The sequence below is a fragment of the Thioclava sp. FR2 genome (assembly GCF_051200875.1).
Classification (GTDB): Bacteria; Pseudomonadota; Alphaproteobacteria; order Rhodobacterales; family Rhodobacteraceae; genus Pseudotabrizicola.
Genome location: NZ_CP195191.1, coordinates 696,598 through 719,905, shown reverse-complemented (window position 1 = coordinate 719,905; position 23,308 = coordinate 696,598). Strand labels below are relative to the sequence as shown.

General features: G+C 55.5%; 25 protein-coding genes. 8 read left to right on the top strand and 17 right to left on the bottom strand.

Going from position 1 to position 23,308, the window contains the following annotated elements:
• Positions 1-35 precede the first annotated feature (35 nt).
• The 5 genes from ACSBLW_RS03460 to ACSBLW_RS03440 form a co-directional block, all read right to left on the bottom strand.
• Positions 36-509, bottom strand: coding sequence for a holin family protein (locus ACSBLW_RS03460; RefSeq protein ID WP_435258841.1), 474 nt, complete (start codon positions 507-509; stop codon positions 36-38).
• Positions 500-1,111 carry a holin-associated N-acetylmuramidase gene (locus ACSBLW_RS03455; RefSeq protein ID WP_435258840.1) on the bottom strand — a complete coding sequence of 204 codons (612 nt, stop codon included), beginning with the start codon at positions 1,109-1,111 and terminating at the stop codon, positions 500-502. Before ACSBLW_RS03455 ends, ACSBLW_RS03460 begins: the two co-directional genes overlap by 10 nt.
• Before the next feature lie 83 nt (positions 1,112-1,194).
• Entirely contained in the window at positions 1,195-1,644 is a 450-nt protein-coding gene (gene ccmE, locus ACSBLW_RS03450; protein WP_435260035.1) for a cytochrome c maturation protein CcmE, read from the bottom strand.
• A 178-nt stretch (positions 1,645-1,822) separates the two neighbouring features.
• On the bottom strand, positions 1,823-2,635 hold the full coding sequence (locus tag ACSBLW_RS03445) for a glutamate racemase (RefSeq protein WP_435258839.1): 813 nt from the start codon (positions 2,633-2,635) through the stop codon (positions 1,823-1,825).
• 38 nt (positions 2,636-2,673) lie between these two features.
• Positions 2,674-3,549, bottom strand: coding sequence for a lysophospholipid acyltransferase family protein (locus tag ACSBLW_RS03440; protein ID WP_435260034.1), 876 nt, complete (start codon positions 3,547-3,549; stop codon positions 2,674-2,676).
• Between the two features lie 208 nt (positions 3,550-3,757).
• Between ACSBLW_RS03440 and ACSBLW_RS03435 the strand changes: the two genes are divergently transcribed.
• From ACSBLW_RS03435 to grxD, 4 genes are all read left to right on the top strand, one after another.
• The gene (locus ACSBLW_RS03435; protein WP_435258838.1) at positions 3,758-4,654 is read left to right on the top strand and encodes a LysR family transcriptional regulator; all 897 of its coding nucleotides are present in this window, start codon (positions 3,758-3,760) and stop codon (positions 4,652-4,654) included.
• A gap of 422 nt (positions 4,655-5,076) precedes the next feature.
• Entirely contained in the window at positions 5,077-7,239 is a 2,163-nt protein-coding gene (purL, locus tag ACSBLW_RS03430) for a phosphoribosylformylglycinamidine synthase subunit PurL (RefSeq protein WP_435258837.1), read from the top strand.
• A gap of 83 nt (positions 7,240-7,322) precedes the next feature.
• Positions 7,323-7,559, top strand: a complete 237-nt coding sequence (locus ACSBLW_RS03425; protein WP_435258836.1) for a BolA/IbaG family iron-sulfur metabolism protein — start codon at positions 7,323-7,325, stop codon at positions 7,557-7,559.
• A 22-nt stretch (positions 7,560-7,581) separates the two neighbouring features.
• Positions 7,582-7,941 (top strand): Grx4 family monothiol glutaredoxin, encoded by a 360-nt coding sequence (gene grxD / locus ACSBLW_RS03420; RefSeq protein ID WP_435258835.1) that lies wholly within the window; start codon positions 7,582-7,584, stop codon positions 7,939-7,941.
• Between the two features lie 48 nt (positions 7,942-7,989).
• On the opposite strand, the gene ACSBLW_RS03415 is transcribed toward grxD, so the two are convergent.
• Positions 7,990-8,364, bottom strand: a complete 375-nt coding sequence (locus ACSBLW_RS03415) for a cell division protein ZapA (protein ID WP_435258834.1) — start codon at positions 8,362-8,364, stop codon at positions 7,990-7,992.
• A complete protein-coding gene (locus ACSBLW_RS03410) occupies positions 8,357-8,893 on the bottom strand; it encodes a hypothetical protein (protein WP_435258833.1) in 537 nt (178 codons plus the stop codon). The genes ACSBLW_RS03415 and ACSBLW_RS03410 overlap by 8 nt, the downstream gene beginning before the upstream one ends.
• Positions 8,894-9,127: 234 nt before the next feature.
• Between ACSBLW_RS03410 and tkt the strand changes: the two genes are divergently transcribed.
• Both tkt and ACSBLW_RS03400 read left to right on the top strand, forming a co-directional pair.
• Positions 9,128-11,143, top strand: coding sequence for a transketolase (gene tkt, locus ACSBLW_RS03405; RefSeq protein ID WP_435258832.1), 2,016 nt, complete (start codon positions 9,128-9,130; stop codon positions 11,141-11,143).
• 467 nt (positions 11,144-11,610) lie between these two features.
• Positions 11,611-11,952: a TfoX/Sxy family protein gene (locus ACSBLW_RS03400; protein ID WP_435260033.1), complete on the top strand. Its 342-nt coding sequence runs from the start codon at positions 11,611-11,613 to the stop codon at positions 11,950-11,952.
• A gap of 67 nt (positions 11,953-12,019) precedes the next feature.
• Here the strand turns inward: ACSBLW_RS03400 and ndk are convergent, their stop codons facing one another.
• The 6 genes from ndk to ACSBLW_RS03370 form a co-directional block, all read right to left on the bottom strand.
• The gene (gene ndk / locus ACSBLW_RS03395) at positions 12,020-12,442 is read right to left on the bottom strand and encodes a nucleoside-diphosphate kinase (RefSeq protein ID WP_435258831.1); all 423 of its coding nucleotides are present in this window, start codon (positions 12,440-12,442) and stop codon (positions 12,020-12,022) included.
• Between the two features lie 120 nt (positions 12,443-12,562).
• Complete coding sequence (der, locus tag ACSBLW_RS03390) at positions 12,563-14,023, bottom strand: ribosome biogenesis GTPase Der (RefSeq protein ID WP_435258830.1); 1,461 nt, start codon at positions 14,021-14,023, stop codon at positions 12,563-12,565.
• Positions 14,024-14,084: 61 nt separating this feature from the next.
• Positions 14,085-15,410 carry a PQQ-binding-like beta-propeller repeat protein gene (locus ACSBLW_RS03385; protein WP_435258829.1) on the bottom strand — a complete coding sequence of 442 codons (1,326 nt, stop codon included), beginning with the start codon at positions 15,408-15,410 and terminating at the stop codon, positions 14,085-14,087.
• Between the two features lie 102 nt (positions 15,411-15,512).
• Positions 15,513-16,178 carry a hypothetical protein gene (locus ACSBLW_RS03380; RefSeq protein WP_435258828.1) on the bottom strand — a complete coding sequence of 222 codons (666 nt, stop codon included), beginning with the start codon at positions 16,176-16,178 and terminating at the stop codon, positions 15,513-15,515.
• 127 nt (positions 16,179-16,305) lie between these two features.
• Entirely contained in the window at positions 16,306-18,114 is a 1,809-nt protein-coding gene (locus tag ACSBLW_RS03375; RefSeq protein ID WP_435258827.1) for an ABCB family ABC transporter ATP-binding protein/permease, read from the bottom strand.
• Between the two features lie 67 nt (positions 18,115-18,181).
• Complete coding sequence (locus tag ACSBLW_RS03370; RefSeq protein ID WP_435258826.1) at positions 18,182-19,690, bottom strand: LysM peptidoglycan-binding domain-containing protein; 1,509 nt, start codon at positions 19,688-19,690, stop codon at positions 18,182-18,184.
• Between the two features lie 124 nt (positions 19,691-19,814).
• On the opposite strand from ACSBLW_RS03370, the gene ACSBLW_RS03365 reads away from it, so the two are divergent.
• Positions 19,815-20,369: a TIGR00730 family Rossman fold protein gene (locus ACSBLW_RS03365; protein WP_435260032.1), complete on the top strand. Its 555-nt coding sequence runs from the start codon at positions 19,815-19,817 to the stop codon at positions 20,367-20,369.
• Positions 20,370-20,382: 13 nt separating this feature from the next.
• Here the strand turns inward: ACSBLW_RS03365 and ACSBLW_RS03360 are convergent, their stop codons facing one another.
• The 4 genes from ACSBLW_RS03360 to hisI all read right to left on the bottom strand — a co-directional run bounded on the left by ACSBLW_RS03360 (position 20,383) and on the right by hisI (position 22,388).
• The gene (locus ACSBLW_RS03360; RefSeq protein WP_435258825.1) at positions 20,383-20,805 is read right to left on the bottom strand and encodes a hypothetical protein; all 423 of its coding nucleotides are present in this window, start codon (positions 20,803-20,805) and stop codon (positions 20,383-20,385) included.
• Positions 20,802-21,200, bottom strand: coding sequence for a hypothetical protein (locus ACSBLW_RS03355; protein WP_435258824.1), 399 nt, complete (start codon positions 21,198-21,200; stop codon positions 20,802-20,804). Before ACSBLW_RS03355 ends, ACSBLW_RS03360 begins: the two co-directional genes overlap by 4 nt.
• A gap of 119 nt (positions 21,201-21,319) precedes the next feature.
• Positions 21,320-21,922 carry a superoxide dismutase gene (locus tag ACSBLW_RS03350; RefSeq protein ID WP_435258823.1) on the bottom strand — a complete coding sequence of 201 codons (603 nt, stop codon included), beginning with the start codon at positions 21,920-21,922 and terminating at the stop codon, positions 21,320-21,322.
• A 106-nt stretch (positions 21,923-22,028) separates the two neighbouring features.
• Complete coding sequence (gene hisI / locus ACSBLW_RS03345; RefSeq protein WP_435258822.1) at positions 22,029-22,388, bottom strand: phosphoribosyl-AMP cyclohydrolase; 360 nt, start codon at positions 22,386-22,388, stop codon at positions 22,029-22,031.
• Positions 22,389-22,451: 63 nt separating this feature from the next.
• On the opposite strand from hisI, the gene ACSBLW_RS03340 reads away from it, so the two are divergent.
• Positions 22,452-22,901: an iron-sulfur cluster assembly scaffold protein gene (locus ACSBLW_RS03340; protein WP_435258821.1), complete on the top strand. Its 450-nt coding sequence runs from the start codon at positions 22,452-22,454 to the stop codon at positions 22,899-22,901.
• The last annotated feature ends 407 nt before the right edge of the window (positions 22,902-23,308 follow it).

Here is a 23,308-nt window from a genome sequence, read left to right as displayed (position 1 = left end):
CCATGCCAGAGGGCGCAAGGCAGGTCAAGTTCGGCTCAACGTGCCAGACGCCATTCCTCGAGTGCAGCGTTCGAATCCTGCTGAATTTCGCCTGCAACAAGTGACTGAGTGGTGCCGCGGCCTCTAAAGTAGAAGGTTTCTCGAGCTCCGAAGTAGAAAGCAACGATTGCCCCCAGCAGCCACCAAAGTGGTTCGGGAACAGCGTTCAACCCGACCATACGATGTGCAAAGGCTTCGGGTTCTACCATTGCGAATACAAACAATCCAAGCGTTCCGAAAGCCAATAGCGGCCTCGGCAGCCGGTTCAGTCCATTCACAACCCTGTCAAAAAGCCCAAAGGACGGGTGTCCGTACTCCTCTCCCAATTGCTGAAGTGCTGCCATCTGCGCCTCGGCAGACAATTCCATTCGACGGGTCGCAGACGGAACAAAAACTTCGGCAACTCCCTTCGCGGCTGTTCCCAAAGCTGCAACAGCGCCGCCCCCAACCACGCGTTCGATCATCCCCATGTTGCCACTCGCAGTTGATGCTGCAAATCGCTCAAGTGATACTTTGGTGAAATGAACTCCTCGGCGCGGATGATCCAGCCACCCTTTCCACCGTCGCGCCGCCTCGCGTATTTGCGGCTTTGCGGTCGAGCATCGGCGATCGCATAGTAGTAATTCCGCCTCGCAATACCGTAGGCGTCGTTGAGATGTTGAGGCGCCGCGTCACACGCATTTTGAACTGCGCGAATGGTTTCCGGTCCAACCATTCCATCGGGGTCGCAAGGAAATCCCATGCTCGTGCACAGGCGTTGCAGTACTTTCACCGCGTTCAGACCTGCATTCACATACATATCAAAGACGCTTGCCTGAATGGATTCTGGCAAATTTCCCAATCCCGGTCGGTGGAAATAGTGCTCGATATAAATCGCAACGGCATCTGCCCGCGTCAAAGACCGAACATCACTGACATCGATCCTTGAATCCTGGGTGACGTCGATGCCCAATCTCCGCAAGGTCTGAAGCGTGACCCCAAACTTCGTCGCACCTCCGGGGTCGTCTGGATCGTTTACGAACCCTCCTTCTCGCGAGACTATCTCTTCGGCAATTTCCTTCACAGACTTCATGCGCATCCCCAAGAAAAGGAACGCTCCCCCGCATCGCAGGTTGGATAGGTCGAGTTAAAGTGAGAAGAACTGGCCGTTCGCCCTTAGCTTTCCGGAGCCCCGTCTTTATAGACGCCTTGCTCTTTCAACGCGTCGATAACTTCCTTTGGCATGTAAGTTTCGTCGTGTTTAGCGAGGATTTCTGTCGCAACAAAGACACCCTCCTGCATCGAACCGGTTCCAACCATACCCTGACCTTCTGCGAAAAGATCAGGCAGAATTCCCGTAAATGTAACCGGAACAGTTTGGTTCGTGTCGGTCACCCGGAACGTCACAGTCTCGCCCTGCCCGCGGACCAGGCTGCCTTCCTCAACGAGCCCCCCAATACGGAAGACTTCTCCCGAACCCGGTGGTGTTTCGAAAACCTGTGTTGGGCTACGGAAAAAGTTGATCCCGTCTTTCATCGCATAGCCAATAAGGGCGGTCGAAATGGCCAAGGCGAAGAAAGCCAACAGAATGATCTGTATTCTCCGCTGTTTCTTAAGGCCTTTCATACCTGCCATTTTCAGAACTCCTCTGTTCGCGCTAAATCTGGGGCTTTCGACATGAACTGTCGAGGGGGTGCGGCGATGCGAAGCGTTCTACCGCACTACCGACGCTTCCCAAATCTTATACCATCAAGGCTTTTCCACATATGGCGGACAACGAAAGAGAGTGTAGTTCGCAGGTCGCTCAGGCAGATTGAAACTCAATCTTGCGCCGAAGAAATTGAGTTGCCTTGTTCGATACCGCTTTTGGATCTCCTGTAGTCAGGAATTTTGACTCCCCGCCGCTCCCAAGGAATTCCGGCCGCCGCACAAGGTAATCTGCCAAAGACTCCGCGACCAGATTGGCCTGACTGTAAACCTTTACATCGGAACCAAGGGCATCTTGAAAGACCCCTTCCATCAACGGATAGTGCGTACAGCCAAGTATCGCTGCCTGAGGATGCGGCATGCGACGCTTCAAGGCTTCGACATGGCTCCGGACCAAGGCTTCTGCAAGGATTTCATCGCCTTGCTCAATTGCATCGACCACTCCGCCGCACGGCTGCGCCTCGACGTCTACGCCGATAGCGCGGAATGCCAACTCACGTTGAAATGCACGACTCGCAACCGTTGCAGGGGTTGCGAATAAAGCAACGTGCTTAACCGCAACTTCGCGAGGGGGAGAATTGTCGCCCCACTGACGTTCGGTCAACGCCTCAATCAAAGGAACAAAAACTCCTAAAACGCGCTTATCTTTGGGGATCCAAGTCTCCTGCATGCGCTTCAACGCCGCAGCTGATGCCGTATTGCAGGCGAGGATAACCAGATCACACCCCTCCGCCCACAGCCGTTCAACGGCAGCACATGTAAGGTTGAAGATGTCGTCTGCCGCCCGAACGCCATAAGGCGCATGGGCATTGTCACCCAAATATACAAAGTTCACATCGGGTAAGCGTTTGCTAACGGCATCCAGGACCGTCAACCCGCCCAACCCAGAATCGAAAATCCCAACCGCCATAGCTGCCCCCTGCCCGTCGCTGTTGCCGGCTCTGCCGTTCAGCGCGATTTGTATTTGGCCTCGAACTCGTAGCCCAGATCATACGAGCGATGAGGTTCCGGCGAAAGGTCGTAGGTGACGCGACGCAGAAATTCCATCAGGCGTGTCGGATCTGCTTTGCGCTGTTCAATTTCCACGGGGTCTACAGGCGTTCCAACAACAATATGAACCGCTTCATCCACTCGGTCGTTGAACTCCTTTATCAACAGCCCCAGGCGCAGGGTCGAATGGATATGGCTAGCGACTTGAAACAGCCGAGAATTGTGGCCGACAAAGTAAATCGGAACCACTGTGGCATTGGATCGCGCAATCATTTTTGCAGTAAAATTGCGCCAACCTGGGTCCATCGGGTAGGAAAACGGCTTTGCGCTCGTTGAAACTGTGCCACCCGGAAATACGCCTATGGCCCCACCCTTTGACAGATAGTCTAGCGCAAGTGCTCGCGTTTCCAAATTTTGCCTGATGGCATCCTTCGTTGCCTCGAAGGAAATCGGCAGCACCACGCGGCTCAGACTCTCCGAGCGCTTGAAAACGGAGTTTGCAATAATGCGGAAGTCGGGACGTACTCGATCCAGAATATGTCCCATCATCAACCCATCTAGAATTCCATAAGGATGGTTCGAAACGAGGATCAGAGGGCCGCTAGATGGGATATCTGAAAGCGAACCGCCAACGACTTGAAGTTCAAGGCCGAACCGTCGCGGCAGCACTTCCCAGAAACTTGCCCCCTCTGCGACTTCACCTTCGTATCCAGCCGCACGTCGAATGAGCGAAACTCTACCCGTCGCATTCTCGAGAACCCGTATCAAGACCGCTCCAATTGGTCCGGAAGCGGAGGTTGCGTAAGATATCTCCCGGGTTAGGTTTGCGCGCATCGTCTTGTCCACCACAGAGCTTTGGCTTTACACGCGGCCCTATTCCTATTGTCCGCGCTTTGCCAGTGTTTCGGGCATCCGTATGACAAAGCTATGAACACTTGCGCTTTATCAGGACATTTTCCTTTGAGGGCATTTACATACAAATGATTCTCCCCTCATCAGCCACTCCGTGTTAGCGTCGAGTGACGATTTTAGGTTGGGGACCATGGACTGGGACAAGTTAAGAATATTTCACGCCGTTGCCGATAAGGGCAGTTTGACCCATGCGGGCGAGGTGCTGCACCTGAGCCAATCCGCCGTCAGTCGTCAGATTCGGGCTTTGGAAGAATCCCTGAGCGTGACCTTGTTTCACCGCCACGCGCGCGGCCTGATCCTGACCGAACAGGGTGAGTTGCTGTTCGATGCGACCCAACAGATGGTAAAAAGGCTCGAGGCGACCGCGGCACGCATCCGCGACAGCGAAGACGGTGTATTTGGCGAATTGCGCGTAACAACGACGACGGGATTTGGCACCCTATGGCTCGCGCCTCGATTAGCCAGCCTCTACAAGAATTACCCAGGCCTAAAAATTGACCTCATGCTAGAAGAACGGGTTCTCGATCTGCCCATGCGCGAGGCCGATGTCGCAATTCGCATGAAAGAACCCAGTCAAGCCGATCTTATCCGCCGGCGGCTTATGAACATTCGCATGCGGCTCTATGCTTCAGCCGAGTATCTTGCCGAGCACGGAACCCCTACTTCGGTCGAGGATTTTGGCACCCACCGACTGATCTGCCAGCAAGCTGGCGCCGCTCAGGTGTCTGCAGGCGCTCAACTCGTTCAGCAACTTCTTAGTCATGAAGTTGCCTCGACCCTGACTGTGAACAATTACTTCGGTGTGCTTCAAGGCGTTCTGAACCATTTGGGCATCGGGGTTCTACCGGACTATATTATTGAAGATTTTCCTCATCTGGTCCGCGTCTTACCTGATCTGGAAAGCGGTGAGGTCCCTGTTTTCCTCGCATATCCTGAAGAGCTTCGCCATTCAAAGCGCGTAGCGGCGTTCCGGGAGTTTGTGACGGAAGAGATATTCGCCTACCGAAAGAGAAAGCAGTCAGATTGAAGAGCCATGCACGGAATGCATGGCGGCTTTGCTGCATGTGCGACATGAAAACACTTGTCGCGACTCACTGCCCAACCTAAATGCATCCGTGAAGGGCGCAGTTGAGATTTGTCCTGCACCTTTCATACCTCCCTGTTGGACTTGGGCCGAGCTTCTGCTCGGCCTTTTTTTTATTTTTCGGGCGATCATTATTTTTTGGCATTTTCCGCGGCATCTTTTTTAGCCAACTGGTCAGGTTTTGAGCGCGAAGAAAAACTGCCATAGGGCGCAGCAGTCCAAAAGGAGTTGCAATGATTCCCTTGTCGCCACCTTTTTTGCGTTTGGCCCCATCCTCATGCCCTCTGCGGAACCACTTGGCCCTTTCCCTTTGCGCCCCTTTGTCCTAAGAGCGCGCCAAAGGCGGAATGTATGAGGATGCGGTCATGAACGAACCGGCGATCACCCCTGAACTTGTGGCCGCACATGGGCTAAAGCCCGACGAATACCAGCGTCTGCTAGAGATCATCGGACGCGAGCCGACATTCACTGAGCTCGGCATCTTTTCCGCAATGTGGAACGAGCATTGCTCGTACAAATCTTCTAAGAAATGGCTGCGCACCCTCCCCACTTCTGGTCCTCAGGTTATTTGCGGCCCTGGCGAAAATGCAGGTGTCGTTGATATCGGTGGCGGACAGGCGGTCATCTTCAAGATGGAAAGCCACAACCACCCCTCTTACATTGAACCGCACCAAGGAGCCGCGACGGGCGTCGGTGGAATTTTGCGCGATGTCTTCACGATGGGCGCCCGGCCGATTGCCGCAATGAACGCGCTCTCCTTTGGAGAGCCGTCGCATGCAAAGACCGCTTATCTTGTCAAAGGGGTCGTCGAAGGTATCGGTGGCTACGGGAATGCCTTCGGCGTTCCTACGGTCGGCGGTGAAGTCCGTTTCCACAAGGCCTACAACGGTAACTGCCTTGTCAACGCGTTTGCGGCGGGTCTCGCTGACGCAGATAAGATTTTCTATTCCGCAGCATCCGGCGTCGGAATGCCTGTTGTCTACTTGGGTGCAAAAACGGGGCGTGATGGTGTTGGCGGAGCTACAATGGCATCGGCGGAATTCGACGATACCATCGAAGAAAAGCGCCCCACTGTTCAAGTAGGCGACCCCTTTACCGAAAAGCGGTTGCTTGAGGCCTGCCTTGAGTTGATGGCTTCCGGCTCTGTTATCTCAATTCAGGACATGGGCGCCGCTGGTCTAACCTGTTCTGCGGTTGAAATGGGTGACAAGGGTGGCTTGGGCATCCGTCTGCAATTGGACAGTGTTCCGCAACGCGAAACCAACATGACCGCCTACGAGATGATGCTCTCGGAAAGCCAAGAGCGCATGTTGATGGTCTTGAAGCCTGAGATGGAGGCAATCGCTCGGGCGATTTTCCAAAAGTGGGATCTGGATTTTGCAATCGTCGGCGAAACGATCCCGGAAGATCGCTTCATCATTGTCCACGGCAATGAGGTAAAGGCTGATCTGCCGTTGTCCAAACTCTCGTCGACCGCTCCAGAATATGACCGTCCTTGGATCGAAACCCCCAAAGCTGCTCCGATCGGCGAAATTCCCAAAATTTCTGCGATTGAAGGGCTCAAGGCTTTGATCGGTTCACCGACCTACGCTCATAAGTCATGGGTATGGGAACAGTACGACAGTCAAGTGGGTGCCGATACAGTTGTTACCCCCGGTCTGCCGGCTGGCGTCGTTCGTGTTCACGGCACTGATAAGGCGCTTGCCTTCACCAGTGACGTGACTCCGCGCTATGTCAAGGCAAACCCGTTCGAGGGTGGCAAGCAAGCGGTCGCCGAAACCTATCGCAATCTTTCTGCTATGGGCGCGCTGCCTCTGGCAACGACCGACAACTTGAACTTCGGCAATCCTGAAAAGCCCGAGATCATGGGGCAATTCGTAGGGGCGATCAAAGGGATCGGCGCTGCGGTTGCCGCACTCGACATGCCGATCGTTTCGGGGAACGTCTCTCTTTACAACGAAACAGACGGTAAGGCGATTCTGCCAACGCCAACTATCGGTGCTGTTGGCATCCTCAAGTCGCTAGATGATCTTATTCACGGTCAGGCGAAATCAGGCGACCTTGCCATTCTGATCGGTAAAACTGAAGGACATCTGGGCCAATCTGCACTTTTGGCCGAGGCCTTTGGCATGGAAACTGGCGACGCGCCGGTTGTAGATCTGGAAGCCGAAAAGCGCAACGGAACCTTCGTTCGCGCGCATGGCAAATCGTTCCACGCCTGCTCTGACCTCTCAGATGGTGGTCTCGCTTTGGCGGCTTTCGAGATGGCAGAAGTCGCAGGCATTGGCCTCAAGTTGGATGTGTCTGAAACATCATCACTCTTTGGTGAAGATCAAGCCCGCTATCTGGTCGCCGTCTCGCCATCTTCTTTGGAGAACCTGCAGTCGGCTGCCAAGGTGGCGTCTGTCCCCTTCAGCGTTGTCGGCAAGTTCGGAGGCACGGCAATCGTATTTGGCGACGATGAGGCGCCTCTGTCGGAACTTTCTGCCCTCTATCGTTCGGCCTTTGCAGCAAAAGTTGGGCTGTAATCCCAATCTGTTCCGGAGCACGGCCTTGCAGCCGCTCCGGGACAGGCCTAGATTTGGTCCAAGAAGCAACCGGAGCATTCTCTATGGCCATCGAAGCCCACGATATCGAAGCCCTTATTCGGGAGAGCTTCCCTAAAGCAAAGATCACCGTCCAAGGCGACGACGGGGCACATTTCTCTGCCGAAGTGATCGACGAATCTTTTCGCGGCATGAACCGTGTGCAGCAACAGCGCGCAGTCTACGCCGCTCTCAAAGGAAAAATGGACGGGGCACATGGCGAACTTCATGCACTTGCCCTGACGACCCGGGCGCCAGAATAGTCCGCTCTGAAAGGATGATGAAATGAGTGCGCAAGATCAGATCAAGGAAACGATTGAAAAGAACGACGTCGTTCTGTTCATGAAGGGCACAAAGATGATGCCACAATGTGGTTTCTCCAGCCGCGTTGCCGGTGTGCTGAATTACATGGGCATTGAGTATGCTGATGTTAATGTACTGGCAAACCCGGAAATCCGTCAGGGCATTAAGGATTTTTCTGACTGGCCAACGATCCCACAGTTGTACGTCAAAGGAGAGTTCGTGGGCGGATGTGATATCGTGACGGAGATGACGCTCTCCGGCGAACTTGATACGCTTCTTGATGCCAAAGGCGTTAGTTACAACAAAGAAGCGGCGGACAAGATCCGCGAAGCAAACGCCTGAAGAAACCAAGATAACCGTTTGAAAACCCGCCGAAAGGCGGGTTTTTCATTAGCTCGGGTTCTTTTCGCTTACGCGTTCTGCCAGCGCCTCTGCCCGTGCCGCGATCTCTGCAAGCGTTTCTCGCACCTGAGGCGGGATCACAGGAACCTCGACTTTTTCCGCCTGCGGAGCAGGACGTCCCTCTAATTCAGAAAGTTTCGATTTTACTTGCCGCAATTCATCTTCCAGGGCAGCCGTCTTATCGGCCAACATCAGGCCCGCCATCAGCAACATGCGCGCTTCGGGAAGTCGCCCCATCTGTTGAACCAACGGCTCTGCCTCGGCGTTCATCATGCCGGCCGCTGCCCGCAGAAAATGCTCTTCTCCGGCCTGACAGGCCACTTGGAATTCGCGGCCACCGATCGTTACGGTTACATCAGGCATCGGCATCAGCTCCTTCTTTTGCCGCAGGTGCCGCCAATGGGTCCAAGGCCAAAATTATCTCCTCCAACTCGGCCGCATCGGCAGACCGAAGCGCACGAAGCGCCTCAAGTTCCGTCAACATCGCTTTATTGATCAGATGAGGCTCAACGCGGTCCTCGGCAAGGGCATCGGTCATCGTCCTAAGCTGCTCGCGAAGGGAACCAACCGTTTTTTTCAACCGCTGCATTTCAAGACCTTGCACATCAAGTTGCTTGGTCAGCCGATCAATCTCGGCTTGCAGCGGCATCGTTTGCCCCGCTTCCTTTTCCCTTAATGCACGAAGACGTTCCTGAAGCTGGGCAGTTACTGTCCGTTCTTCTTCCAAAGCGTCATTCAGGCGCTGGACCTGATCAGATTCAGCGCCAACACCACCAGCACTTTGGTCATCTGATGCAGGTGCCGCGGCGACGCGGTAAAGGCCATCAAGTCCACGGTCAATCCGCATGAGGGCTGCGGTGATCCGGCGTTCCAGTTCGGCAATATCGTCCATGCCCCCTCTTTCCCGGCTGTCCCGGCTGTTTCTTTGCTCTGTCGAGCGTTGTTCTGCCTCGAGCCACAGTGCGAATCGAGATCAGTGTCGTCAACCCCGATCTTAACCCAATCGGCAAAGCTCTACCGCGCCATTAGATCAATCTCTTGCTTCCAGTTCCTCATGGCAAGCTTGATCTTGCCGCTTGGGGTGATAAGGAACCCCCATCGCTTTCTCAGCACAAGGAAACCGGCCTTGGATATCCAGACCCTTCGCGCTCGCCATCCTGATCATTGGATGCGCGCAACCGCCATCCGCACGCTGACGCTTGACGCCGTCGCCGCTGCCAACTCTGGGCATTCAGGCATGCCTATGGGTATGGCGGACGTTGCGACCGTCTTGTTCGAAAAGCACCTCAAATTTGACGCCTCCATGCCACGCTGGGCAGACCGCGACCGTTTCATCCTTTCGGCAGGTCATGGCTCGATGTTGATCTATTCGCTTCTGTATCTAACAGGCTATGCGGATGTGACGCTGGATCAAATCAAGAACTTCCGCCAGTGGGGCGCTATCACCGCCGGACACCCAGAGTATGGTCACGTGTCCGGCGTTGAAACCACCACCGGTCCACTGGGTCAGGGTATTTCAAATGCGGTCGGCTTTGCCATCGCTGAAGAGAACCTGCGCGCACGCTGGGGCTCCAAGATCCAAGATCACTACACCTATGTCATTGCTGGTGACGGCTGCTTGATGGAAGGCGTCAGCCAAGAAGCCATCGGGCTTGCGGGCAAGTTGCAACTTTCGCGTCTGATCGTTCTTTGGGACAACAACGGCATCACGATTGATGGCAAGGTTTCCTTGTCAGACATCACCGACCAAAAGGCCCGTTTCGCCGCATCTGGCTGGGACGTATTCGAATGCGATGGTCATGACCCCGAAGACATTAACCGCGCAATCACCGCAGCGAAAAAGTCGCCACGGCCAGCCATGATCGCCTGCGCTACCCACATCGCACTAGGCCATGCAGCCCAGGACACGTCAAAAGGCCACGGCGCCTTGACCGACAAGGGCCAACTCGAAGCAGCTAAAGAAGGCTACGGCTGGACCGGTGGCCCGTTCGAAGTCCCTGCTGAAGTAAAAGCCTGGTGGGAAAGCGTCGGACGTAAGGGTGCCGAAGCGCGCAGCAAGTGGGAGGCTAATTTGGCCGGGCTATCGACAGCCAAACAGGCTGAATTCGCTCGCATTTTTGCCGGAGACGCCCCGGCAAAGCTTTCGTCGGTTATCCGCGCCTTGAAGAAGCAGGCGTCGGCTGATGCCCCTAAACTGGCTACTCGCTCGGCAAGCGAAAAGGTCCTTCAAGTCGTCAATCCGATCATGCCCGAAACCATGGGCGGTTCCGCTGACCTGACAGGGTCAAACAACACCAAGACGGCCGATCTGGGCGTATTCTCGGCTGAGGATCGCAAAGGCCGTTATGTCTATTACGGTATCCGCGAACACGGCATGGCTGCAGCAATGAACGGAATGGCATTGCATGGGGGCGTTCGTCCCTATTCCGGGACCTTCATGGCCTTTACCGACTATGCTCGCCCTTCGATGCGCCTTTCGGCCCTAATGGGCATTCCAGTTGTCTATGTCATGACCCATGACTCGATCGGTCTTGGTGAAGACGGCCCAACACACCAACCGGTCGAACATTTGGCGATCAGTCGCGCCACGCCGAACACCGTCGTGTTCCGTCCGGCAGATTTGGTGGAAACAGCCGAATGCTGGGAAATTGCGCTTCAGCAAAAGACCACGCCGTCGGTGATGGCCCTGTCGCGCCAGAACCTTCCGGCGGTGCGGAAAACGCACACGAACCAAAACCTTTCAGCCAAAGGTGCCTATGTTCTGGCAGATGCCACTGGCAAGCGTCAGGTCATTCTGATCGCCACCGGTTCAGAAGTCGAAATCGCACTTAAGGCACGCGACATGCTTGAAGCTGAAGGTATCGGCACCCGAGTTGTTTCCATGCCTTCGATGGAACTCTTTGCCCAACAGGATGAAGCCTATCGCAAGAAAGTCCTCCCCGCCGGTCCGGCGCGCGTCGCAATTGAAGCAGGCGTTCAGCAAGGATGGGACCGGTGGCTTTTGGGTGAGCGTGGCAAAGAAGCTAAGGCCGGCTTTGTCGGTATGTCCAGCTTTGGCGCTTCTGCTCCCTATGACCGCCTTTACAAAGAGTTCGGCATAACAGCCGAAGCGGCAGCTGCCAAAGCAAAGGCATTGCTCTAAGCGCGCCCACTATAGTTCGAACAAACGAGCGGCCCGCGTCAAACCCTGACGCGGGCCGATTCAGATTATCAAGTATCTACCCATTTCTAAGCACAGCGGAAACTTGCCGGTACGGCGCGTTCAATCCCCAGATTGTGAACTGTTTTCGTGTTGCCGAAACGGTTCTGTAGGAGTAAATGCGCCTCGAAATGCCAAACTCGCGCCTCGCTTCCGTCAAAAACCGGGCGAAGACTGGGTTAATCGGCATCGCGAAACGGTCAAATGGAGCAGATAATGGCCACGCAACAGAACTCTACGCCCAGCCACCAGCAAGGGCAGCAACAGCAACAGCAAGGCGGTTCAACCGCTCAGCAGCAAGCTGGCAGCCAGGTTTTCAAAGACTGGGCATCAATTTAGTACATTTTTCAGAACTTGATCTTTACAGGGCTGGCGACGACGCTGGCCCTGTTTCGATTCTTGGTACCTTCATGCCCGAACCTGTCTCCACTATCCCAAATCTCGGACCTGCTTCGGAAGCGGCCTACGCGCGGGCAGGCATTCATAGTGCCGAAGAGATAAGAGAACTCGGCGCGGATGAGGCCTATCGGAGGCTTTTGCTCTCAGGCACTCAGCCCCATTTTATCGGCTACTACGTCTTGGTGATGGGGCTACAGGGGCGACCTTGGAATGACTGCAAGGGAGAAGAGAAAAAGGCCCTTCGCAAACGTTTCGACGCAATCAAAGCCAGTTTGATCGGCACCAAAGAAAAAGGCCGCTCCGATCTGGAAACGGCCCTTCAGTTCTTTGGTGTTGTCGAACGGCACGGCTAACGCCAAATTTCTTCAAAGAAATTTGCCCGGACTTTCAAAATTCCGGGCTGTGCCGCGCGAGCAGGCATTAGCCTACCAGCTCGAGACCCGAGAAGAAGAAAGCGATTTCGCGGGCGGCCGATTCCGGGCTGTCCGAACCGTGAACCGAGTTTTCGCCTTTGGACAAAGCGAATTCCTTGCGGATCGTGCCGTCAGCAGCCTGAGCCGGGTCGGTTGCGCCCATCACTTCACGGTTCTTTGCAATCGCGCTTTCGCCTTCAAGAACCTGCACCACAACAGGCTCGGAAGCCATAAAGCTGCAGAGTTCGCCATAGAAGGGGCGCTCTTTGTGTTCAGCGTAGAACTGGCCAGCCTGAGCGGGCGAAAGGTGGATGCGCTTGGAAGCAACGACGCGCAGCCCGGCTTCTTCAAACTTGGCAACGATCTTGCCGGTCAGATTGCGCTTCGTGGCATCCGGCTTGATTATGGAAAGTGTACGTTCGATGGCCATAGCGGCGTCTCCTGATTTTGGTCAGGGCACTGGCCCTGCCTCGTGAACTTTGCGGCGCGTCCGTAACATGGCGCACCAAGGAAGAAAAGACGCGGCGTGAGGCAAAGGCTCGCTGCACGGCTACTTCTTCTCCATATGTTTGCGCAGACGGCTTGGGGTATGGAACTTGCGCTCTTTCCAAGGGTTCTCATTGCCCTGCCCCCTGAAGAACAGACGGATCGGTGTTCCAGGCATATCAAAGTGGTCGCGCAGACCGTTGACCAGATAGCGTTTGTAGCTTTCCGGCAATTCATCCGGCCGTGAACATTTCACCACAAATCCCGGCGGCCGGGTTTTTGCCTGTGTAATGAATTTCAACTTGATCCTGTGGCCGCCGGGCGCCGGTGGCGGGTGCGCTTCGGTCATGGCACCCAGCCACGTGTTCAGACGGGCCGTCGGAATGCGACGGTTCCATACGTCATGGGCCCGGCGGATAGCGTCGTGCAAACGATCCAGACCGCGTCCGGTCTTCGCAGATACGGTGATCAGCGGCGCACCGCGCAACTGGGGCAACAGCCGCTCAAACATTTCCTTCAGATCGGCCAGCTTTTCTTGCTTGTCGTCTTCCAGATCCCACTTGTTGACCGCAACAACCACAGCGCGGCCTTCTGTCTCGGCAAAGTCAGCGATCCGAAGATCTTGCTGTTCAAACGGAATTTCCACGTCCAGCAGGACCACGACAACCTCAGCAAAGCGAACGGCGCGCAAGCCATCTGCCACTGAAAGCTTCTCCAGCTTTTCAGTGACTTTCGCCTTTTTCCTCATCCCGGCGGTATCAAACACGCGAACAGGAGTGCCCATCCAATCCGTTCGGACCGAAATCGCATCTCGGGTAATGCCGGCTTCTGGCCCTGTCAGCAGACGATCTTCCCCAAGAATCTTGTTGATCAGAGTGGACTTCCCGGCATTTGGGCGGCCGATTACGGCAATCTGCAAAGGCTTCTTTGCTGTCGGATAATGCGCCGTTTCATCGACTTCGTTCTCGGCGTCTTCTTCCGAAATATCTTCATCAACAACGGGCGTGTTCATCGCCTCGCGTTCGGCAAATTCGCCTTCCAGCGGTTTCAGAATGTGGTAAAGATCATCCATGCCTTCACCATGTTCGGCAGAAACCCTAAGCGGCTCTCCCAGACCGAGGCTCCAGGCCTCAAGTGCGCCGTCTTCGCCAGCACGGCCTTCAGCCTTATTAACGCCCAAAATGACGCGCGCAGCCTTCTTACGCAGAATGTCGGCAAAGACCTCGTCCGAGGGCGTGACCCCCACGCGACCGTCAATCAGAAACAGACAGATATCCGCAAGATCAACGGCCTTTTCGGTCAACCGACGCATCCGGCCCTGAAGGCTGTCATCGGTAACTTCTTCCAGGCCAGCCGTGTCGATGACCGTGAACCGCAGGTCAAACAGCTTGGCGTCCCCTTCGCGCAAATCCCGCGTGACACCCGGTTGGTCATCAACCAACGCCAGTTTCTTGCCGACCAGCCTGTTGAACAGTGTCGATTTGCCCACGTTGGGGCGGCCCACGATGGCGAGGGTAAAGCTCATGGCTCTGGATGCCTGTCTAGTCAGATCTGTCTCAAGCCGACCCCTTTACAGGGGAATTCCTTCAACGGAAAGCGTGAAGTTGCCCATTCGTGGAAACGACGTAAAGCACCCCGCCCGCCAAGGCGGGTGCAGAAGCGGCGCCGCCGGGGATATCGACGGTCTGAACCAACTCACCATTGGTGGGATCAAACAGCCGCAAAAGCCCATCGGAAGAGGCAACGACCACCCTGCCGCCCGCCAGCACCGGGCCGTAATGGGCATAGATCTTCTTTTGACGCTTCGGCTTGTCTTTCAGGAAATAAGGCATCTCTGCAGACCAGATGACCGCACCGGTGGCTGCATCCATCCTGACCAAGCGCGCTTCGTCGTTCACGACGAAGACTGATCCGCCAAAGACCAAGGGAGGATTCAACGCCCCTTCAACCGCCGTCCAAAGGTGCTTACCCGTTCCGGCATCAATGGCTGCGGTCCGCCCTGCGGCGCTACCGGCATAAATGGTGCCCCCGATTACGACCGGATCACCCGTCAAATCAGTCATACCCTGATAGCCGCGTCCCGGACGCTGGCCGCTGACGGGAGCGCTCCAGACACGAGTGCCGTTCAATTTCAGAGCGGCGACCATATCGCCGCTGGCAAACGGGAATATGACGTTCCGCCCAAAAATGGCCGGAGAAGCGGAGGCCATGACTGATGCGGCATTTGATGCACCGTTCACTGTCCACTTAACTTGTCCGGATTTCGCGTCTACCGCGAAACCTGCGCCATCGCGCGTCGAAAGATAGACCATGCCATCGTCGACGCTTGGCGCCCCCGCAACCGGACCATTCAGACGCTGACGCCACTGAACTATGCCCGTCGATGGCTCAAGTGAAACAAGCTCTCCATAGGCTGTTGCAGCAAAAAGGGCATCCGCACCAAACGCCAAACCGCCGCCTGCGATGTCACCGCCCTTGTCAAAAGGAGCCGTCAGATCAGCCTGCCACAGCGTTGCTCCGTTACTTCCAGTCGCAACGACCCGCGAATTGCTGTCGATGGTGAAGATACGTCCGCCTGCAACGATGGGCGATGCGGCAACACGATTTTTCCTCGATGAACCCGATCCAATATTGGCAGACCAAATCCGCTGCGGCATGGACGAAAGTTGGCCATGCGGAGAGGAATGGCTGACGTTCCCGCCACGGTGGGTCCATTCCGAATTGGCCGAAGCCGCCGGAATAGAAATCGGAATACTTTGGTTCTCCGGGCGGTCACTTGGAGCAACCGGAGCTGGCTCACCCTCAACAACCTTCGACGCGTCCAAATCGGCTCGCACCGGGAAACGCTCTCCCTCAAGGATAAGTTCTCGTTCACAACCCATCAAAAGCAGCGCCGAGGCCAGCGCGGTCATTCCCAAATTCAGCTTAAGCCTAGCCAACCGTGTCACCCCAAAAGCCCCTTTTTGGTAGAATTCCCGCTGCTTGGGGCGCCGTCAAGCGACCCGGTGAAACGATCAGCCGCCATTTCCGGTGGCAACCGATGCGGGCTTACCCCCAAGTACCGTAATCATCTGGTCAACACGCCCCCGCAAACTGGACGGTGACTGTTGATCTTGTGTCAATGCTGTCATGGCCGCGATAGCCTCGTCCGTCTTGCCTTCCTCCAAAAGAAGATATGCAAGTTGCTCAAGCGCCAGCGGACGGAATGGTCGTCCTGCTACCGCGATCGGCTCAAGTGCAGCACGCCGTTCTTGAATTGAAAGATCTTTGCCGGAAACAATTACCCGTCGCAGCGTCGCCAAATCACGGTAGGCTTGTGGTTGGCTGCTATCTGCTTCCAACGCGGCCAAGGCCTTCAGGCTTTCTTCCCGGTTTTCGGCAGGATCCGTCGCCAGAACCAGATTAAGGATGGCCTTCTGTCCATCTTCTGCCGGGATAGACGCAAGCGCAGCGCGACGATCCTCGGGCGCACCCAGATCGAGTGCATCTATCAACGCATCGCCAAAGGCTTCGGCGCTGGCTTCTGCCCGCGCCTTGCTCCACTCGTTGTAGGCAGAGCCCCCGACAACTGCGACCACAAGCAAAACACCGATCCATCCGTATTTCCGGAATGTGGCAAAGAGCCTGTCGCGGCGAACTTCTTCGGTGACTTCGTCAATAAAACTTTCGGGATTGCTCACGTCACTTCTGCTTTCGAAATCAGGTCAGATAACAGCCCCAGTGCCGGGGCATGGATGCTCGGTCTTGTCTTACACGCAAGCGCTGTCTCTTGCCAAGCCCGGACGGCACGGCGGTCGTCCCTCAAGGTCAGGCGGCAGCCTCATCTTCTTCGGCGGATTGCCGCGCCCACATGGCGGCATAGCGCCCGCCACGGTCCAAAAGCTCGTCATGCGTCCCGCGTTCAACGATCTGGCCTGCCTCCAAAACGATGATTTGGTCAGCATCCGCGATCGTCGAAAGCCTGTGCGCAATGGTGATGACGCTTCGCCCCTCGCCCATGCGCAACAAGCTTTCCTGAATGTCACGCTCGGTTTGGGTGTCAAGCGCAGAGGTGGCTTCGTCAAGGATAAGGATTGGCGGATTCTTCAACAAGGTGCGCGCAATTCCGACCCGTTGCTTTTCACCGCCGGAAAGCTTGAGACCCCGCTCGCCAACTGTCGTTTCATACCCTTCTGGCAATGACAGAATGAAATCATGAATGCGCGCAGCCTTTGCGGCTTGCTCGATTTCTTCGCGGGTCGCATGTGGGCGGCCATAGGCAATGTTGTAGTAGATCGTGTCGTTGAACAGCACAGTGTCCTGCGGAACCACGCCGATTTCCGAATGGATGGACGTTTGCGTCACATCACGCAAGTCTTGACCGTCAATACGGATCGCCCCACCCGTCACATCATAGAAGCGGAACAGAAGTCGGGCTATGGTCGACTTCCCGGACCCGGAGGGGCCCACCAGCGCCACACGTTGCCCCGGTTGAACATCAAAGCTGATGCCCTTCAGAATTGGGCGCGACGGGTCATAATCGAACTGTACATTTTCGAAATGCACAGCGCCCCCCTTTACAGCCAGGGCGCGTGCGCCTGGCTTATCGACCACTTCTGCCGGCTGCCCCAAGAGACCAAACATCTCACCCATATCGGTCAAGGCTTGGCGAATTTCGCGATAAACGGTCCCAAGAAAGTTCAGCGGCATGGTGATCTGGATCATGTAGGCATTCACCATCACGAAATCACCAACGGTCAAATTTCCGGCCTGCACTCCACGAGCAGCCATGACCATGACGATGACCAGACCTGACGTGATCAAAAGCGCCTGACCAAAGTTAAGAAAAGCCAAGGAAAGGCCGGTTTTCACCGCAGCCGTTTCATAGCGCTGCATCGCGCTATCATAGCGCTTTGCCTCCATTTCCTCGGCGTTGAAGTATTTGACCGTTTCGAAGTTCAACAGACTGTCGATGGCCTTCTGATTGGCATCGGTATCCTGCGCGTTCATCTCGCGCCGTATCTTCACGCGCCATTCCGTGACCTTGAACGTAAAGGTCACATAAAGCGTGATGACAACAACGACCACCAAGGAATAGGCCAGACCGAAGACCGCCGCAAAAATGATCGAAACCATCGTCAATTCAAGGATCAGCGGCCCGATTGACAAAAGCATGAACCGCAGCAGAAAATCGACGCCTTTAACGCCACGCTCGATGATCCGGCTCAATCCCCCCGTCTTGCGGGTGATGTGATAACGCAGGGAAAGCCGATGAATATGTGTAAAGGTTTCAAGCGCCAATTGCCGTAAGGCTCGCTGCCCAACCCGTACAAAGACGGCATCCCGCAGTTCTTGAAACCCGACGGTCATAAGGCGGGCAAGACCATAGGCAATCGTTAAACCAACGGCAGAAAGTCCCAAAAGCGTAGCCGCGTCAGGTGCATCTCCTGCAAGCGCATCAACTGCCTGTTTGTAGAGAAACGGCGTTGAGACCGATATTACCTTGGCGAATACCAGCATCGACAAGGAAATAACCACCCGACGCTTAACCCAAGCCTTATCTTTAGGCCAAAGATAGGGGATAACGCGCACGATCGTTTGCCAGCCCGAGGCCGGATTATCGGTCTTTTGAGTCATTGGAACCTCGCTTCGCGCCAATACCTAGGCGCTTGCGCAGCCAATGACCAGAGCGCGCAGCGAAGATCTATTTTCTGGGAAGCTCGAATACCTGTCCAGGATAGATCAGATCCGGGTCGCCGATCTGGTTCTTGTTGGCCTCATAAACCTGCACATAAAGAATCCCGTCCCCATAGGTGTCTCGCGCGATTTTCCACAGCGAATATCCCGGCTGGACAGTGATGGAGACCGTTTGCAACACTTGGTTCACAGACGTTTCTGCGCCCGGCTGCGAAGGCTGTGTTGCTGTCGCCTGAGATGGGCTTTCATCAATAGGCTGCGGCGCAGTAGGTGCCGGTTGTTGGGCATTCGAAGCGGTCGGCCCCGGCGCCGTTGTCTCTGCATCAGGTGCCATCACCTCAGCGGCATCCGTGGCATCCGGCAAAGCAGGCGTGGTTGTTTCTGTCGATGCTTCGGCCGAGGGAGGTTCGGACGTGGCATCCGCGGTCGCCACAGAAACCGGTTCCGTGGCTGGTGTTTCCGGCTCGGTCTCGGCAAGTGCCGTTGACGGCGATGGCTCTGATGCAACGGTTTGCGGTTCGGTTACGGGTCCGGCGCCAGCCGCAGGTCCCACTTTAGATCCGGTCAATGAGGCCAACGCTTCGGTGGTTTCCCGCTTGAAAGGTGTTTCAAACCGGGCTGTTACCTTTCCAGAAGCATCAATCTGGTCGGCTCGCAGCGTGTAAATGCCCGGAGCCGTGTCCGTCAGCACCACTTGCCAGCTGCTATCCTCAAGAACCGCAGTCTCTGCGGCCGCGGCATTATTCAGATAAAGGCGAACCGTTTGACCTGCTGTTCCAAGACCGGAAAGCTGAACATGTCCTTCCGGTGTATAGGCAATCGCCGCAATCGTCACCGGTGTGACGCCCCCGACCACAACTTCAGGGACAGCGCTGACTACCTTTGCGCCTTCGTCCGTAATCATGACAGCCGTCGGGGCCGTCTTAGGCTCTGCCACTGCGGCACCCTCTGGTTCCGCGACGGCGGCTGGTTCTACAGCAGCGGCCACGACGTCCGACCCCGCAATTGGAGCCAATGCAATCGCAGCAGGTCCAGGAAGTCTGGTTCCGTCCGGCAGACTCGCCTCTACGGTCATCAGACTCGGTTTGTCGTTCGGTGGGAGCGTAAACAAGAGTACAAAGTCGCCAGCCGCCGTCGCCGCTCCCTCAGAGATCTTCGCCCCGTCAATCAGCACTGAAAGCAGGGAAAGCGGCGCAGACCGCCCAGAGATAAGCCCTGCCCCATCTGGCTCGACGCGCCAGTTTTCAATGGTCACTGAATGTACGGAAGATGTGGCCTCGGTCGCTTCGGAAACCTCTGGCGTACTGGGCGATGCCGAAGGCGCACTTGAGGCGGGTTCGTCGCTTGCAGCCGCAGCAGTCTCTGGCGCTGGAGCCGACGTCAAATTTGCTGCAGGCACCGGCGCGGTCGCTTGATCCGGCATGAAGATGAAATTGCCCAAAACGGCAATACCAACAAGTCCCAAAACCGCAATAGCGGCCTTGGCTCCGCCCCCCATAGCGTTTCCAGTGGTCATTCCTATCCCCGTTCTTCCCCCGACCGGATTTTCCGGTTCTGCCGTGCTTTTCCTGCCCGACTTGCCCTTGCATAGGAACCCCCAATCCCCGACAAAGGCAAATGAAAAAGGGCTGGGTGTTTCGATGACTTTACTACGTTCTGTGTGTGTGTTTTGCGGGTCGCGGCACGGAAACAGCCCTACGTATGCAGCAGCAGCGCAAGAAACCGGGGCGATGATTGCTCGCAACGGTTGGCGACTCGTTTATGGTGCCGGGGATGTTGGCCTCATGGGAGAAGTCGCACGATCAGCTCAATCAGCCGGGGCTGCAACCATGGGTGTTATCCCGACACATCTCATGCGGCGCGAAGTTGGCAAACGCGATCTTACGCAACTGGTCATCACCGAGGATATGCATGAGCGCAAGAAGGTGATGTTCATGAACTCAGATGCCATCGTGGTTTTGCCCGGTGGATCTGGAAGTCTGGACGAGTTTTTTGAAGTCCTGACCTGGCGTCAGATAGGGCTTCACCAAAAGCCGATCTTCTTATTGAATACAGACGGTTACTGGGATCATTTGATCCAGTTAATGAAGCATGTGGTCGCCAGCGGATTTGCTGAGGATACGACACTTTCGCATTTCCGCGCAGTGGCCAATGTAGCCGAGCTTGAGGAACTCTTGTCCAGCGCCTTTGGCTGAACCGTAAACTTCATTATTTGCAGCGCCCTTGGCCTTCAATCGCGCCTTGGTTGTTTGCATACTTCAGTTGGGGCGCAGCGATGGTCAGGCGAAAACTCCCATCTGAAAAATGGCTCAATCGCATCTGCAGCGGTGCTGGTCGCCAGAACCTGTCAGAGTTGATGGGCCCTACATCCCAAGCGATCGTCGTCCGTTTTGCGGTTTGCGCCGAAACCCTGCCCGGTTGCCAGGGTGCCTGATATTGCTTCTGAACCGAATCCTTTACGTCGACATCGGTTTCCCGAACCGTGTACTCAATCCAATCCGGAACGAATTTATCGGTCTTTGAAGTTGTTTCACAACGCACGGTTTTCGCATGGGCGCCAACAACGGATACAATGCAAAACAACGCAGCCGATGTAGCTATTCTGAACCGCTTCGTTACCTCAGCACTCATTTGCAATACCCTCTGCCAGAGAAAGTGTCGTAATAACCAAATCCCTTCCCTTCGATCTGAGCGGCCCCATCTGCCCAAGTCGAAAGTCGATAATTCAGATGCGCCCTCGAATACCCTACGTTATCCGATATGATCGGACCGGTCGTAAATGTGACCCCGATCGACTTCCTGCCTTCCGATACCTTTCCTTGGTTCAAGGGCAGTCCAAATTTTTCGCTGAGTTGATCGCGAACCTTGGCCGAGCCTCCAAAGCCAACAAGTTCAAATTCTACCCAAGAAGGAACCCAATGGCTGGACTTGTTCGGGAATTCACAACGAATGGTATCCGCAGATCCGGCGCTGGAAAAAAGTGAGAGAAAGGCAACTGAAAAAGCGGCGAGAAAAATCTTGGACACAAACGCCCCCACAATCAAAACGTGAACTGTTCTGCGCAGCTAATCTACGTCAAGTTGTTGCTGTCAATTAAAAAAGCCCGCGCATTCCTACACGGGCCTTCAATAAGATTTTCTTCACCTTACAGCTTTGCGGCGACTGCTTCCCAGTTGACCAGCTTCTCAAGGAAGTTGGTAAGATAGGCGGGGCGCTTGTTGCGGAAGTCGATGTAGTAAGAGTGTTCCCACACATCGCAGCCCAACAAAGCGGCCTGGCCAAAGCAAAGCGGGTTCACACCGTTTTCCGTTTTGGTGACCTTCAGGCTGCCATCTTTGTCCTTCACCAGCCAAGCCCAGCCCGAGCCGAACTGACCTGCACCAGCAGCGGCGAAATCTTCCTTGAACTTAGCGACAGAGCCGAACGCCTCAGTCAGCGCCTTTTCCAGATCGCCCGGGATTTTCTTGTCCTCGCCCGGCCCCATCACTTCCCAGAACAGATTGTGATTCCAGTGCTGCGATGCGTTGTTGAAGATGCCGTTTTGGGCCACAGCACCTGCGTTGTAGGTACCCTTGACGATCTCTTCCAAAGATTTCGATTCCCACTCGGTGCCAGCAATCAGCTTGTTGCCGTTGTCGACATAGGCCTTGTGGTGCAGATCGTGGTGGTATTCCAGCGTCTCCTTCGACATGCCCAACGAGGCAAGTGCATCATGAGCGTACGGAAGATCGGGAAGGGTAAAGGCCATAGTGGTATCCTTTCTTGGATTTATCGGGTTGCCGCAGATAGTTGGTTTTCTGACGGCAAGGTCAAGGGCTCAGAAGGGAAAACCTGCATTCCCCGCATAGGTTCCCTTATAGCATGGGTTTTGTCAGTTCGACTTCAACCCCTTCGCGCACAGCAGTGTAAAAACAACTGCGCCGATTTGTGTGGCAGGCTGGCCCTTCCTGTTCCACCAGGGCCAAGAGGCAATCGCTGTCACAATCCACCCGGAGATCAATCAGTTTCTGCACATGGCCAGAGGTCTCGCCCTTGATCCAGAAACTGCCACGCGACCGCGACCAATAAGTGACACGGCGGGTATCAAGCGTCTTGGCCAAGGCTTCGGCATTCATCCACGCCATCATCAGCACTTCGCCAGATACATGGTCCTGCGCAATGCAGGGGATCAGGCCATTTGCGTCATACTTTAGGCTTGCCGGGTCAAAGGTCATCGGGCTTCTCCTTGGCGGAACCGCATTTTGGGTTTATCTAAGGGGAAGCGAAAGGAAAACCCCGTGAGCGACAGTGATCTGATCAAACTTTACTCGGGACGCATTCTGGAACTTGCGGCAGACATTCCGCATTTGGGTCGCCTGCCTCAGCCCGCGGCAAGCGTTCGCAAAAGGTCACCGCTTTGCGGTTCTACGGTGACGGTGGATCTGTCACTCGCCGATGGCCGTGTGGCCGATTTTGCCCAAGATGTGAAATCCTGCGCGCTGGGTCAGGCCGCTGCCGCAGTCCTTGGTGCCGCCGTCATTGGACGTACGCCTGCCGAACTGGCCGCTGGACGGGATGCGCTGAAAGCGATGCTAAAGGAAAACGGGCCAATTCCCCCTGCCCCGTTTGATGGATTCGCCGTCCTTTTGCCGGCTAGAGATTACAAAAATCGCCACGCCTCGATTCTCTTGGCCATCGAAGCCGCAGCAGAGGCCGCCGGAAACGCAGCTGCAGAGAAATCTGCCTAAAGGCCAAGAGACGTCGCGTGCATTGGCTCAAACCCTTTCTCAACGCGCAATCACAGTTGTGGATTTGTTCGACGATAGCGATCGCCCTCGCCAACACCAATCTTAAGCAACTGATCGCAAGGCTCTGGGGGCTCACAGACCGTCTTCTTACACCGATATGGAAAGCAATATCGGCCTGCGACAGTAGGATCATCTCTTGAGCAGCAGTCAACAGGAATGGTTATCCTCCGCCCCACAACAAAACGTTCTCGGGCCAGCCCAGAAAATATTCGGTTCTGAATTCCGCAGACTGCCGAAACAGGCGCCTCAGGGAGTGTCTGTGTCTCGCCCACACGCCCTGATCATCTAAAAAAAGCCGCCGCACGTCGGGATTGACGGCGGCGGAAGGAGCGTGTCTGGGCGCAGGA

Bases quoted from the DNA above. Each gene is read 5' to 3' on its own strand.
- ccmE (WP_435260035.1), bottom strand. From the start codon at position 1,644: ATGAAAGGCCTTAAGAAACAGCGGAGAATACAGATCATTCTGTTGGCT.
- ACSBLW_RS03460 (WP_435258841.1), bottom strand. From the start codon at position 509: ATGGGGATGATCGAACGCGTGGTTGGGGGCGGCGCTGTTGCAGCTTTG.
- ACSBLW_RS03375 (WP_435258827.1), bottom strand. From the start codon at position 18,114: ATGACTCAAAAGACCGATAATCCGGCCTCGGGCTGGCAAACGATCGTG.
- ACSBLW_RS03370 (WP_435258826.1), bottom strand. From the start codon at position 19,690: ATGACCACTGGAAACGCTATGGGGGGCGGAGCCAAGGCCGCTATTGCG.
- grxD (WP_435258835.1), top strand. From the start codon at position 7,582: ATGAGTGCGCAAGATCAGATCAAGGAAACGATTGAAAAGAACGACGTC.
- ACSBLW_RS03365 (WP_435260032.1), top strand. From the start codon at position 19,815: ATGACTTTACTACGTTCTGTGTGTGTGTTTTGCGGGTCGCGGCACGGA.
- ACSBLW_RS03440 (WP_435260034.1), bottom strand. From the start codon at position 3,549: ATGCGCGCAAACCTAACCCGGGAGATATCTTACGCAACCTCCGCTTCC.
- ACSBLW_RS03350 (WP_435258823.1), bottom strand. From the start codon at position 21,922: ATGGCCTTTACCCTTCCCGATCTTCCGTACGCTCATGATGCACTTGCC.
- ACSBLW_RS03360 (WP_435258825.1), bottom strand. From the start codon at position 20,805: ATGAGTGCTGAGGTAACGAAGCGGTTCAGAATAGCTACATCGGCTGCG.
- ndk (WP_435258831.1), bottom strand. From the start codon at position 12,442: ATGGCCATCGAACGTACACTTTCCATAATCAAGCCGGATGCCACGAAG.
- hisI (WP_435258822.1), bottom strand. From the start codon at position 22,388: ATGACCTTTGACCCGGCAAGCCTAAAGTATGACGCAAATGGCCTGATC.
- ACSBLW_RS03455 (WP_435258840.1), bottom strand. From the start codon at position 1,111: ATGAAGTCTGTGAAGGAAATTGCCGAAGAGATAGTCTCGCGAGAAGGA.
- purL (WP_435258837.1), top strand. From the start codon at position 5,077: ATGAACGAACCGGCGATCACCCCTGAACTTGTGGCCGCACATGGGCTA.
- ACSBLW_RS03445 (WP_435258839.1), bottom strand. From the start codon at position 2,635: ATGGCGGTTGGGATTTTCGATTCTGGGTTGGGCGGGTTGACGGTCCTG.
- ACSBLW_RS03415 (WP_435258834.1), bottom strand. From the start codon at position 8,364: ATGCCTGATGTAACCGTAACGATCGGTGGCCGCGAATTCCAAGTGGCC.
- ACSBLW_RS03400 (WP_435260033.1), top strand. From the start codon at position 11,611: ATGCCCGAACCTGTCTCCACTATCCCAAATCTCGGACCTGCTTCGGAA.
- der (WP_435258830.1), bottom strand. From the start codon at position 14,023: ATGAGCTTTACCCTCGCCATCGTGGGCCGCCCCAACGTGGGCAAATCG.
- ACSBLW_RS03435 (WP_435258838.1), top strand. From the start codon at position 3,758: ATGGACTGGGACAAGTTAAGAATATTTCACGCCGTTGCCGATAAGGGC.
- ACSBLW_RS03410 (WP_435258833.1), bottom strand. From the start codon at position 8,893: ATGGACGATATTGCCGAACTGGAACGCCGGATCACCGCAGCCCTCATG.
- ACSBLW_RS03425 (WP_435258836.1), top strand. From the start codon at position 7,323: ATGGCCATCGAAGCCCACGATATCGAAGCCCTTATTCGGGAGAGCTTC.
- ACSBLW_RS03385 (WP_435258829.1), bottom strand. From the start codon at position 15,410: ATGACCGCGCTGGCCTCGGCGCTGCTTTTGATGGGTTGTGAACGAGAA.